This window comes from Streptococcus sp. ELY_86 (genome assembly GCF_058314495.1).
In genome coordinates, this window is the sequence record NZ_JBZFUK010000001.1 from 1 (window position 1) to 11856 (window position 11856).

General features: G+C 42.1%; 12 protein-coding genes. 10 read left to right on the forward strand and 2 right to left on the reverse strand.

From position 1 onward, the window contains the following. Positions 1–440: 440 nt before the first annotated feature. Both ciaR and AC4HAN_RS00010 read left to right on the forward strand, forming a co-directional pair. Positions 441–1115 (forward strand): three-component system response regulator CiaR, encoded by a 675-nt coding sequence (ciaR, locus tag AC4HAN_RS00005; protein ID WP_491090361.1) that lies wholly within the window; start codon positions 441–443, stop codon positions 1113–1115. After that, positions 1105–2424 (forward strand): sensor histidine kinase, encoded by a 1320-nt coding sequence (locus tag AC4HAN_RS00010; RefSeq protein ID WP_491090362.1) that lies wholly within the window; start codon positions 1105–1107, stop codon positions 2422–2424. Before ciaR ends, AC4HAN_RS00010 begins: the two co-directional genes overlap by 11 nt. A gap of 159 nt (positions 2425–2583) precedes the next feature. On the opposite strand, the gene rpsT is transcribed toward AC4HAN_RS00010, so the two are convergent. Together rpsT and coaA are read right to left on the reverse strand one after the other, a co-directional pair. After that, positions 2584–2835, reverse strand: coding sequence for a 30S ribosomal protein S20 (gene rpsT, locus AC4HAN_RS00015; protein WP_084522383.1), 252 nt, complete (start codon positions 2833–2835; stop codon positions 2584–2586). A 53-nt stretch (positions 2836–2888) separates the two neighbouring features. Continuing rightward, on the reverse strand, positions 2889–3809 hold the full coding sequence (gene coaA / locus AC4HAN_RS00020; RefSeq protein ID WP_491090364.1) for a type I pantothenate kinase: 921 nt from the start codon (positions 3807–3809) through the stop codon (positions 2889–2891). Positions 3810–3905: 96 nt separating this feature from the next. Between coaA and AC4HAN_RS00025 the strand changes: the two genes are divergently transcribed. The 8 genes from AC4HAN_RS00025 (at position 3906) to AC4HAN_RS00060 (ending at position 11775) form a co-directional block, all read left to right on the forward strand. Further along, positions 3906–4499 carry a class I SAM-dependent methyltransferase gene (locus AC4HAN_RS00025; RefSeq protein WP_491090365.1) on the forward strand — a complete coding sequence of 198 codons (594 nt, stop codon included), beginning with the start codon at positions 3906–3908 and terminating at the stop codon, positions 4497–4499. A 107-nt stretch (positions 4500–4606) separates the two neighbouring features. Then, on the forward strand, positions 4607–5884 hold the full coding sequence (locus AC4HAN_RS00030; RefSeq protein WP_491091101.1) for a pyrimidine-nucleoside phosphorylase: 1278 nt from the start codon (positions 4607–4609) through the stop codon (positions 5882–5884). Between the two features lie 18 nt (positions 5885–5902). Next, complete coding sequence (deoC, locus tag AC4HAN_RS00035) at positions 5903–6565, forward strand: deoxyribose-phosphate aldolase (protein WP_491090366.1); 663 nt, start codon at positions 5903–5905, stop codon at positions 6563–6565. Continuing rightward, a complete protein-coding gene (locus AC4HAN_RS00040) occupies positions 6555–6941 on the forward strand; it encodes a cytidine deaminase (protein WP_491090367.1) in 387 nt (128 codons plus the stop codon). The genes deoC and AC4HAN_RS00040 overlap by 11 nt, the downstream gene beginning before the upstream one ends. 89 nt (positions 6942–7030) lie before the next feature. Beyond that, a complete protein-coding gene (locus tag AC4HAN_RS00045; protein ID WP_491090368.1) occupies positions 7031–8080 on the forward strand; it encodes a BMP family lipoprotein in 1050 nt (349 codons plus the stop codon). Positions 8081–8215: 135 nt separating this feature from the next. Continuing rightward, positions 8216–9748 carry an ABC transporter ATP-binding protein gene (locus AC4HAN_RS00050; protein WP_491090369.1) on the forward strand — a complete coding sequence of 511 codons (1533 nt, stop codon included), beginning with the start codon at positions 8216–8218 and terminating at the stop codon, positions 9746–9748. Beyond that, a complete protein-coding gene (locus tag AC4HAN_RS00055; protein WP_491090371.1) occupies positions 9741–10817 on the forward strand; it encodes an ABC transporter permease in 1077 nt (358 codons plus the stop codon). Before AC4HAN_RS00050 ends, AC4HAN_RS00055 begins: the two co-directional genes overlap by 8 nt. Before the next feature lies 1 nt (position 10818). Beyond that, positions 10819–11775 (forward strand): ABC transporter permease, encoded by a 957-nt coding sequence (locus AC4HAN_RS00060; protein WP_491090373.1) that lies wholly within the window; start codon positions 10819–10821, stop codon positions 11773–11775. The last annotated feature ends 81 nt before the right edge of the window (positions 11776–11856 follow it).

Sequence of the window (11856 nt, forward strand, 5' to 3'; positions counted from 1 at the left end):
ATGTTCATCTGCTTTCTATACTGAGTTGGGGAATTCTAGTATATCAGACGAACATGTCTTTTCTGTTGCACTTCATTTTACAATGCGGGAATCTTTTTATTTTGTCTTTGGGTAAAAATATTTCTTGTCTCAATATAACTATTCGTAAATCTTCATTGAGTTTTTCCAAACAGTCGTATTTTTTCAATACTATTCATCATTAAGCCTCTTTTAAGAATGGTAGGTTAAACTGAGATTATTCTGAAAGAAAGAAGAGGTTTATCGATGAAAAAAGTATTTACTAACCCCATTTTTCTCTCATTGGCAGCAAAATCTGCCTTAACTGCATTGATTGCAGTTCTTGCCGACGCCTGATTTAAAGGAGCTTCCCCTTTCTGTAAATAATTAGTCGAAAACTTCTAAGTCATGCTATAATAGAAAGGAAGAAAAGGAGCCGAAACATGATAAAGATATTATTAGTAGAAGATGATTTAAGTCTGTCAAACTCTATCTTTGATTTTCTGGATGATTTTGCTGACGTTATGCAGGTTTTTGATGGGGAAGAGGGGCTTTATGAAGCTGAAAGCGGCGTTTATGATCTGATTTTATTGGATTTGATGCTGCCGGAAAAAAGCGGTTTTCAAGTTTTGAAAGAACTGCGTGAAAAAGGGATTACAACTCCTGTTTTGATCATGACAGCTAAAGAAGGTTTAGACGATAAGGGCCACGGCTTTGAGCTGGGTGCTGATGACTATCTGACAAAACCGTTTTATTTGGAAGAGCTGAAAATGCGTATTCAGGCTCTTCTTAAGCGGTCAGGAAAATTCAGTGATAAAAGCCTTGTTTATGGTGATTTAACGGTAGATACATCTACCAATACAACTAAGGTAAACGGCAAAGAAGTAGAGCTGCTTGGCAAGGAGTTCGATTTGCTGGTTTATTTCCTGCAGAATCAAAATGTTATTTTGCCTAAATCACAGATTTTTGACCGAATCTGGGGTTTTGACAGCGACACGACAATTTCTGTCGTTGAAGTTTATGTGTCTAAAATCAGAAAAAAACTTAAAGATACACAGTTTGGAAAAAATTTGCAGACGTTGCGCAGTGTGGGATATATTTTAAAGGATGCTAAATAAACTAAGACAAAAAAACAGGCATGGCGGGAATGCCTCCTTTTTCAGCCATTTCTTTGGCGTATTTACGGGAATATTCCTTGTGATGACTGTCATTATCATACAAATCATGCGCTTTGGTATCTATTCTTCGGTTGATGACAGTCTCAAAAAGGCGACTAAAAATATCGATGATTATGTCAATATGGCCATGGTCAGAAATACCATGATCAGTGATACGATGGACGAAGACAGCGAAGGATCTCCCTTTAAAATCAAGCCGGATGGCCAAATGGCTGCCAATACTGATACCATTCTTTATGATAAAAAGCATCGTGTTGTCAATAACATCAATGTCTTTTCACCCTTATACCGCATCCACCCAAAACTGAACAACTTGGGTGCCATTGCCGAACAAAAGGCCAAGAATATCTATGGTCAGACGGAAAAATATAGGACTGTGACGGTTAAAGTGGATAATAGTTTTTATCCGCAGGTAAAATTTGCAACGATTGTTATCAACACAACTCAGCTGGAAGAAGCCAATAAACGTTATGTGACAATTATCATCAGCGTTATGATTGTTTTTTGGCTGATTTCAGTGATTGCCAGTGTTTATTTAGCCAAATGGAGCCGCAAACCCATTTTAGAGAATTACGAAAAGCAGAAGTCCTTTGTGGAAAACGCCAGTCATGAGCTGCGCACACCGCTGGCTGTTTTGCAAAATCGTTTGGAAAGTCTGTTTAGAAAGCCTGAGGCTACTATTTTAGAGTCATCAGAATCCATCGCTTCCAGTTTAGAAGAAGTCAGAAATATGAGGATATTGACAACGAATCTCCTCAATCTGGCCCGCCGTGATGATGGTATTAAGCCTGAGATAACAGAAGTTAACCCCAGTTTTTTTGATGATACCTTTAAAAACTATGCGATGATTGCACAGGAAAACGGCAAAAGGCTGCATATTACAAATAAAGTCAGCCGTCAGATTAAAACAGATAAAACCCTGCTCAAACAATTGATGACCATTCTTTTTGACAATGCGGTCAAATACACGGATCAAGCAGGAGAAATTTGGATAGACGTTAAAACAACAGATCGCAGCTTGATTTTCTCAGTAGCTGATAACGGTCAAGGAATTTCAGATACAGACAAAAAGAGGATTTTTGATCGTTTTTACCGTGTTGATAAAGCGAGAACCCGGCAAAAGGGCGGTTTTGGTCTGGGCTTGTCTCTGGCAAAACAAATCACCGACAGCTTAAAGGGCAGTATCATTGTCAAAGATAAAAAACCGCAAGGCGCTATTTTTGAAGTTCGTTTGTCAGCCGGTAAGTAAAAAGCAGATTCTGTACCCCCATAATTATAACGATTAGGACGAAAAAAACACCTCCGAAGTATTTCACTTTGCCAAAAGGCTTCGGAGGTGTTTTTATCTACCCTAAATGCATTCCAGTCGGATTTTTCAAAAAGAAAAAAGCCGGACTAGTCCGACTTCTTAGTTAGCTAATTGACGTGCAAGGCGTGCTTTATCGCGGCTTGCTTTATTTTTATGAATCAAACCTTTTGATTTAGCTTTGTCAATGCTGGAAGAAGCAGCACGGAAAAGTTCTTCGGTTGGGTTTGCTTCAAAAGCCTTAACAGCAGAGCGCATAGCTGATTTTTGAGCTGAATTGCGGCTGTTTTGCTTAACGTTGAGTTCAGCGCGTTTAATCGCTGATTTAATATTTGCCAATGTCTTTACCTCCAAATTATGATAACTACACTATTATATAGAAATTCTGAGCATTTGACAAGCCTTTATCACTTTTTCAGGTAAATTTCATCTATTTTATGGTCGTTGGCCTTATGGAGAATCAACTCAGCGCGATTTCGCGTAGGTTCAATATACCTTTCCAGATTGACGAGATTAATATTTTTCCAGATTTCTCTGGCAAAATCAAGAGCCCCTTCTTTGCCCATTTTTAAGAAGCGGTGGTAGTAGTTCTCTTCATCATTCTCAGCCAGATCCAGCAAGGCGGAGAAGCGTTCAAGGTACCAATTTTCAATATGGCTGCTGTCAGCGTCGATATAGATTGAAAAATCAAAGTAATCACTCATATAAAGACGATTGTTTACAGGATTTTGAAAAACATTGATTCCTTCTACAATCAGAAAATCAGGTGCTTCTATCGTCTGGCTTTTATCTGGAACAATATCATAAATTTCATGTGAGTAAACAGGAATCTCTGCAGTCTCCCCGTTTTTCATCCTGTCTAAAAAGTTGAGCAAAAGCTCCATATCATAGCTCTCAGGGAAGCCTTTGCGATTGAGCATGTCTTTGGCAGAAAGAACGGCATTGGGGTATAAGAAACCATCAGTAGTGACCATTTCAACACGGGAATTTTTAAATGTTCTGGCCAGCAAAAGCTGCAAGAGCCGGCTGGTAGTAGATTTACCGACGGCAACAGAGCCCGAAACTCCGATAATAAAGGGACGGTTATTGAGATCTTTCTGCAAAAAAATACTTTTGGAAAAGCTGAGATTTTCCTGAGCTCTTTTATAGATTTTAACCAGACTGACCAAGGGCAGATAGATGTCTGTGACATCTTGAATGCTGATTTGGTCGTTGAGACTTTTTATAGAGTTTAATTCTGTCTCATTTAAAGGCGGCTGTGATTTTTGATGCAGGTGCTGCCAGGTATGGCGGGAAATTTTTTCAAAATTAATAAACTCGTTTGCCATGAAATCCTCCTTCAAAGAACATTATACCATATTGAATTGAAAACCGTTTCAAAGTATGCTAAAATTGATTAGCGTAAAACAGGAGTTAACAATACGATGAATAACATGTACTATACAGAAAACCCTGACAGCAGACACGCATTAAAAGAAATAGATGTTAGTTTGCTGGGGCAGACTTTCCATTTTCTGACGGATTCGGGTGTTTTTAGCAAAAAGATGGTTGATTACGGCAGTCAGGTTCTTTTAAACAGCCTTGATTTTAAAAAAGAAAAGAGCCTGCTTGATGTCGGCTGCGGTTACGGGCCCTTGGGCATTTCGCTGGCTAAAGTCTACAATCTTGATGTCACTATGGTTGATGTTAATAGGCGGGCATTGGATTTAGCTGAGAGAAATGCTGAAAGAAATGGGGTTAGGGCCAATATTTTTCAGTCAAATATTTATGAAAATGTTTCAGAACCTTTCGATGCTATTATCAGCAATCCTCCTATAAGAGCCGGCAAAGAGGTTGTTCATGCCATCATTGAAGGCAGTATTGAGCATCTGAATACAGGCGGCAGCCTGACAATTGTCATTCAGAAAAAACAAGGAGCTCCCAGTGCTAAAGCAAAGATGGAGCAGGTTTTTGGCAATGCTGATATTTTAAAGAGAGACAAGGGCTATTATGTCCTCAGAAGCACAAAAGAAAGGTAATACATGCAAGAGAGCTGTCAGAATGCAGCGGATTTGTCCCAAAAACAAATATTTTCGGGAGATATTCTGGATTCAGCCACTTTCTAAGCGTTTTGGGTATTTAGATGATAAGAGCAGTTGATTTGATTCAGAAAAAACGAGACGGTCATGAACTGACAAAACAGGAAATAAACTGGCTTATTGAAGCCTACACTGACGGCCGAGTGCCTGATTATCAGATGTCAGCTTTTGCCATGGCCGTCTATTTCAGAGGAATGACGACCAGAGAAACACATGATTTGACCATGGCTATGGTTCATTCGGGTGAGGAGATTGATTTGTCTGCCATTCCTGGGATAAAAGCAGATAAGCATTCAACCGGCGGTGTTGGGGACAAGGTGACCTTGATATTGGTGCCGCTGGTAGCGAGCTTTGGCGTCCCTGTCGCTAAAATGAGCGGCCGCGGTCTCGGGCATACCGGCGGAACACTTGATAAGCTGGAATCCATTAAGGGCTATCAGATTGAGCTGTCTCAGGCAGAGTTTATCCAACAGGTTCAAAAGATTGGCTTGGCAGTTATCGGTCAGTCTGACAATTTGGTCAAGGCTGACAAGATGCTTTATGCCCTGCGCGATGTTACAGCGACAGTTGATATCATTCCCTTGATTGCCAGTTCTATCATGAGCAAAAAAATTGCTGCCGGAGCAGACCGTATTTTACTGGATGTGACTGTTGGCGACGGTGCTTTCATGAAAACCTTGGAAGATGCAGAAATTCTATCCAATACGATGGTTGCTCTGGGCAAGGAAATGGGTCGGCAAACAATTGCAGTCATCACTGACATGAGCCAGCCTTTGGGTCAGGCTGTCGGCAATCGCTTAGAGGTTTTGGAAGCTTTGCAGATTATGCAGGGGAAAGGACGAAAGGATCTGACAGATTTTATCTGTGAGCTGGCTCAGCTGATGTTGGAATTAGCCGGAAAGCAAGAGAGTCTGGCAGATATTCGTGATCATTTGACAAACGGTCAGGCACTGAAGAAATTCGAAGAAATGGTCGTCTGCCAAGGCGGTGATTTAAAAGATTTGTACCGACCGTCATCAGCACCGGTTGTTACTGAAATTGCTGCAGATGAGGCTGGCTATATCAAAGAACTGCCAGCTTTAGCCTTTGGACTTTTTGCCATGCGTCTGGGCGCCGGCCGGGCGGTTAAAACAGATAAGCTGGACTATGAAACAGGAATTGTTTTCGAGAAGAAGGTAGGCGATCCTGTTCAAAAAGGAGATCTGATTGCAAGGGTTTACTCTAATGAAAAATTATCTGAAAACATGCTTACAGAATTCAAAAAAAATGTTAAAATAGATAAGGATGAATTGAGAGTAAATGAGATTTTAAGAATCATTACTTAATTGTTAAGAAAGGGTAACATGGAAATCAATCAATATATTGACCACACTTTATTAAAACCAGAAAGTACTCAGGATCAGATAGACCGGCTTATTCAAGAAGCTGAGCAATATCATTTTGCCAGTGTCTGTGTTAATCCTACCTGGGTTTCGCATGCAGCAGAAGCTCTTAAAGAAAGTGATGTCAAAGTTTGCACTGTCATCGGTTTTCCTTTGGGAGCAACGACCAGTGCTGTAAAAGCGTTCGAAACCAAGGATGCTATTAGTAACGGTGCTGATGAAATTGACATGGTCATTAATATCGGGCAGGCAAAATCCGGAAACTTTGATTTTGTTGAAAAAGATATTCGAGCAGTTGTTGAAGCCAGCGGAGATAAGCTGGTTAAGGTTATCATCGAAGCCTGTCTTTTGACTGATGACGAAAAGGTTAAAGCCTGTCAGGCGGCTAAGGCGGCTGGAGCAGATTTTGTTAAGACTTCAACGGGCTTTTCAACCGGAGGAGCTACAGTGGAAGATGTTCGTCTCATGCGTCAGACCGTGGGACCTGAATTCGGTGTTAAGGCGGCTGGCGGAGCGCGTACCTTAAAAGACGCTCAAGCCTTCATCGAAGCAGGAGCGACCCGCATTGGAACATCTGCCGGGATTGCAATCGTCGAAGGGAAAGAAGCAAAAGGTGGCTACTGATTTAGTATCTCTTGCTATAAAAGCCAGCCAAAATGCCTATGTGCCTTATTCGCATTTTCCTATCGGAGCTGCACTCAGGACTAAATCCGGTGATGTTTATTCAGGCTGCAATATTGAAAATGCCAGTTTCGGACTTACTAACTGCGGTGAGCGGACAGCTATTTTCAAAGCTGTTTCTGAAGGTCACCGCGATTTTGAAGAAATAGCTATTTATGGTGAAACTGAGGAGCCGATTTCTCCGTGCGGTGCCTGCCGTCAGGTCATGGCTGAATTTTTTGAGCCGACTGCCCAGGTTACGCTGATCGCCAAAGATGGTAAGACGGTCGTGATGACGGTCGATGAGTTATTGCCTTATTCCTTTACAGAGTTGAGGTAAAGCTGTTTTATTGGTCTGTTAAGCCATTAGGTTTAATATTAATTTGTGGCAACGTTTGTTGTATATAAAACTTAGGAGGGTTCATCTTTATGAACAAGAAAATTGTTGGTTTAGGGTTAACTGCTGTAGCAGTATTAGGGCTTGCAGCCTGCGGCAACCGTGCGGCTAAAAACAATAGCAAGGCCAAAACAGATTTAAAAGTTGCTATTGTAACTGATACTGGTGGTGTTGATGACAAGTCATTTAACCAATCAGCATGGGAAGGCTTACAGGCATGGGGCAAGGACAAAGGCCTCAGTAAGGGAAATGGTTTTGATTATTTCCAATCAGCCAATGAATCTGATTATGCTACCAATCTGGATACAGCTTCATCAAGCGGCTATAAATTAGTTTTTGGTATCGGTTATGCTCTGCATGATGCTATTGAAAAAACAGCAACTGATAATGAAGATGTCAACTATGTTATCATTGATGACGTTATTGAAAATAAAGACAATGTTGCCAGCGTTACCTTTGCTGATAATGAAGCAGCCTATCTTGCAGGAATTGCTGCTGCTAAGACAACAAAAACCAAGAAAGTCGGTTTTGTAGGCGGTGTTAAATCAGAAGTTATCACCCGTTTTGAAAAAGGTTTTGAAGCCGGTGTTAAATCAGTAGATAAATCCATCCAAATTCAAGTTGATTACGCAGGCTCATTTGGCGATGCAGCCAAAGGTAAAACAATTGCGGCTGCTCAATATGCCGGCGGCGCTGATGTCGTTTACCAAGCTGCAGGCGGTACAGGTGCCGGTGTCTTCAGCGAAGCCAAAGCTTTGAATGAGAAGAAAGCTGAAGCTAAAAAAGTTTGGGTTATCGGTGTTGACCGTGACCAAGCTGCTGAAGGAAAATACACTTCTAAAGACGGTAAAAAATCTAACTTTGTCCTCGCATCTTCATTAAAAGAAGTCGGAAAGGCTGTTCAGCTTATCTCCAACAACACTGTAGATAAGAAATTCCCAGGCGGTAAAGTAACAACTTACGGACTTAAAGATAAAGGGGTTGACCTTGCGTCAACAAACTTGTCTGACGATGCTAAAAAAGCTGTCGATGATGCTAAGAAACAAATTGTATCAGGTGACATCAAAGTCCCAGAAAAATAAGGGTTTAAGGGCGACCTCAGCCGGTCGCCTTTTTAACACTGAGATCTTTATATCTCAGTAGAGAACAGAACGTGATTGTCAGTGATTTTCGTACTGCTCTCTACTGAAGTATAAAATTTCTGAAAGGAAAAGACTATGACGCAACATGTCATTGAAATGAGAGAAATTACCAAAAAATTTGGCGATTTTGTGGCTAATGATCATATCAATCTCAATCTCAGAAAAGGTGAGATCCATGCTCTGCTTGGTGAAAACGGAGCCGGAAAGTCAACCTTGATGAATATGCTTGCCGGTCTGCTTGAGCCGACCAGCGGCGAGATTGCCATTAACGGTAAGACTGTTACGATTGATTCTCCCTCTAAATCGGCTCAGTTAGGTATTGGGATGGTACACCAGCATTTTATGCTGGTTGAGGCATTTACAGTGACTGAAAATATTATTTTGGGAAATGAAATTCTTAAAAACGGTATTTTGGACTTGAAAAAAGCCGGTCAGGAAATTAAAGATTTGTCTGAGAAATACGGTTTGGCTGTTGATCCTAATGCCAAAATTGCTGATATTTCTGTCGGAGCTCAGCAGCGGGTTGAAATTTTAAAGACGCTTTACCGAGGTGCTGATATTCTGATCTTTGATGAACCGACTGCTGTTTTGACGCCTTCTGAAATTCAGGAATTGATGAGCATTATGAAGAGCCTTGTCAAAGAAGGCAAATCGATTATTTTGATTACACATAAACTGGATGAGATTCGCTCGGTTGCTGACCGGGTGACTGTTATCAGACGCGGTAAGAGCATTGAAACTGTGGATGTGGCAGGAGCAACCTCTCAGGACTTAGCTGAAATGATGGTCGGCCGTTCAGTTTCCTTTACGACGGAAAAAGCAGCTGCTGATCCTAAAGAAGTCACACTGGCAATTAAGGATTTAGAAGTCAATGAAAACCGCGGGATTCCAGCTGTCAAAGGACTTTCCTTGGATGTCAGAGCCGGCGAAATTGTCGGTATTGCCGGAATTGACGGCAACGGTCAAAGTGAATTGATCCAGGCGATTACAGGTTTGCGCAAGATTAAATCAGGAACCATTACCATTAAAGGACAGGATGTGACTAAACTGTCAGCCCGTAAGATTACAGAATTGAGTGTGGGGCACGTTCCTGAGGACAGGCACCGTGACGGCTTGATTCTTGAGCTGACACTGGCAGAAAATATGGCTCTGCAGACTTATTACAAACAGCCGCTGAGTAAAAATGGCGTTTTAAATTATAATAAAATAAATGAACACGGGCGCCAGCTGATGGAAGAATTTGATGTCCGCGCCGCTAGCGAATTTGTTCCGGCTAAGGGGCTGTCAGGCGGTAATCAGCAGAAGGCGATTATTGCCCGTGAAGTTGACCGCGATCCGGATTTGCTGATTGTCAGCCAGCCGACACGCGGGTTGGACGTTGGAGCTATCGAATATATTCATAAACGCTTAATGGAAGAACGCGATAAAGGGAAAGCAGTGCTGCTGGTCAGTTTCGAATTGGACGAAATTCTTAATCTGTCCGATCGTATTGCCGTTATTCATGACGGTCAAATTCAAGGCATTGTAAGGCCGGAAACCACTAACAAACAAGAACTGGGAATTTTAATGGCCGGCGGAAGTATTGAAAAGGAGGAAGCAAATGTCTAAGAAAACACAGCAAATTGTCGTTCCTCTGATTTCGGTTGTCTTGGGAATTGTACTCGGAGCCATTATCATGCTTATTTTTGGCTACGATCCGGTATGGGCCTATGAAGGTCTCTTCCAAAAGGCTTTCGGCAGTCTGAAAGATATTGGAGAAATATTCCGTGCAATGAGCCCGCTGATTTTAATTGCACTTGGTTTTGCAGTTGCCAGCCGCGCCGGCTTCTTCAATATCGGTCTGTCAGGTCAGGCTTATGCCGGCTGGATAGCTGCTGGTTGGTTTGCTTTAGCCAATCCTGGTTTGCCGCGCCCTGTCATGCTCATAATGACTGTTCTTATCGGAGCAGCAGCAGGGGGTGTTGTGGGTGCTATCCCGGGATTTTTGCGAGCTTATCTGGGTACCAGTGAAGTTATCGTCACTATTATGATGAATTATATTGTGCTTTATATCGGCAATGCCATTATTCAGGATGGTTTTTCCAAGAGTGTTATGCGCAATTCTGACTCCAGTATCTATGTTGGTAAAAATGCCAGCTATCAAACGGATTGGCTGCGGGCACTGACGGATAATTCACGGATGAATATCGGCTTTTTCCTGGCCTTGATTGCCATCTTAGTTGTCTGGTATTTGCTCAATAAAACAACACTCGGTTTTGAAATACGGTCAGTCGGTCTTAATCCTCATGCCAGTGAGTATGCAGGTATGTCAGCCAAACGAACCATTGTTCTGTCCATGATCATCTCAGGAGCTCTGGCAGGGCTTGGCGGTGTTGTCGAGGGACTCGGAACTTTTGGCAATGTCTATGTACAAACCACCTCTCTTGCAATCGGCTTTGACGGTATGGCGGTCAGTCTTCTGGCTTCTAATTCTCCAATTGGTATTTTGCTTTCGGCCTTCTTATTTGGAGCGCTCAGCGTTGGGGCACCAGGTATGAGTATTAGTGATGCAACCCATGTCGGAACGCCGCCTGAGTTGATCAAAGTGGTGACCGCCCTGATTATCTTCTTTGTCGGTGCTCACTATGTTATTGAACGTTATATTAAACCTAAAAAACAAGTGAAAGGCGGTCAGTAAAATGAGTTTAGAAAGTATTTTAGCTCTTTTAGTATCATCAATGCTGGTTTATGCGACCCCTCTCATCTTTACCAGTATAGGCGGTGTTTTTTCTGAAAGATCCGGTGTTGTTAACGTCGGACTCGAAGGTATCATGGTCATGGGGGCTTTCGCCGGAATTGTTTTCAATTTGGAATTTGCTGAGTCTTTCGGCAGAGCAACACCATGGATAGCAGCTCTTATCGGCGGAGCGGTCGGTCTGTTGTTCTCCTTGATTCATGCCATGGCTACCATCAATTTTCGGGCTGATCATATTGTTTCTGGTACAGTCCTCAATCTTTTAGCTCCTTCGTTAGCGGTTTTCTTTGTTAAATCCATGTATAATAAAGGACAGACAGATAATATCCGTCAATCTTTTGGTAAGTTTGATTTTCCGATTTTGTCTGACATTCCTTTTATCGGACCGATTTTCTTTGAAGGAACCAGCCTAGTTGCTTATATCGCCATCCTCTTTTCCGTTTTTGCCTGGTTTATCCTGACTAAGACAAGATTCGGACTGCGTCTGCGTTCAGTCGGTGAACATCCTCAGGCTGCTGATACTTTGGGAATAAATGTTTACCTGATGCGCTACTGGGGCGTGATGATTTCAGGCTTTTTAGGAGGAATCGGCGGAGCGATTTATGCACAGTCAATTTCAGTTAACTTTGCAGGGACAACTATTTTAGGACCGGGCTTTATCGCCTTGGCAGCTATGATTTTTGGCAAATGGAATCCGATAGGAGCAATGCTGTCAAGCCTGTTTTTCGGGCTGTCACAAAGTTTGGCGGTTATTGGCAATCAGCTGCCTTTCCTGTCAAACATTCCGACTGTTTATCTGCAAATCGCACCTTATGTCTTAACCATTTTGGTATTGGCAGCTTTCTTTGGACAGGCAGTTGCCCCTAAAGCAGACGGTGTCAATTATATTAAGTCAAAATAAAACCTTTAAAAGGCTGGGCGAAAACTCGTCCGGCCTTCGTGCTTTAGAATAAACACTTAAGACAGTGGTTGGCTTCCTCTT

Excerpts from the sequence above, each read along its gene's own strand:
- coaA (WP_491090364.1), bottom strand. The coding sequence starts at position 3,809 with ATGGCAAACGAGTTTATTAATTTTGAAAAAATTTCCCGCCATACCTGG.
- AC4HAN_RS00055 (WP_491090371.1), top strand. The coding sequence starts at position 9,741 with ATGTCTAAGAAAACACAGCAAATTGTCGTTCCTCTGATTTCGGTTGTC.
- AC4HAN_RS00060 (WP_491090373.1), top strand. The coding sequence starts at position 10,819 with ATGAGTTTAGAAAGTATTTTAGCTCTTTTAGTATCATCAATGCTGGTT.
- ciaR (WP_491090361.1), top strand. The coding sequence starts at position 441 with ATGATAAAGATATTATTAGTAGAAGATGATTTAAGTCTGTCAAACTCT.
- AC4HAN_RS00025 (WP_491090365.1), top strand. The coding sequence starts at position 3,906 with ATGAATAACATGTACTATACAGAAAACCCTGACAGCAGACACGCATTA.
- AC4HAN_RS00010 (WP_491090362.1), top strand. The coding sequence starts at position 1,105 with ATGCTAAATAAACTAAGACAAAAAAACAGGCATGGCGGGAATGCCTCC.
- AC4HAN_RS00050 (WP_491090369.1), top strand. The coding sequence starts at position 8,216 with ATGACGCAACATGTCATTGAAATGAGAGAAATTACCAAAAAATTTGGC.
- AC4HAN_RS00045 (WP_491090368.1), top strand. The coding sequence starts at position 7,031 with ATGAACAAGAAAATTGTTGGTTTAGGGTTAACTGCTGTAGCAGTATTA.
- deoC (WP_491090366.1), top strand. The coding sequence starts at position 5,903 with ATGGAAATCAATCAATATATTGACCACACTTTATTAAAACCAGAAAGT.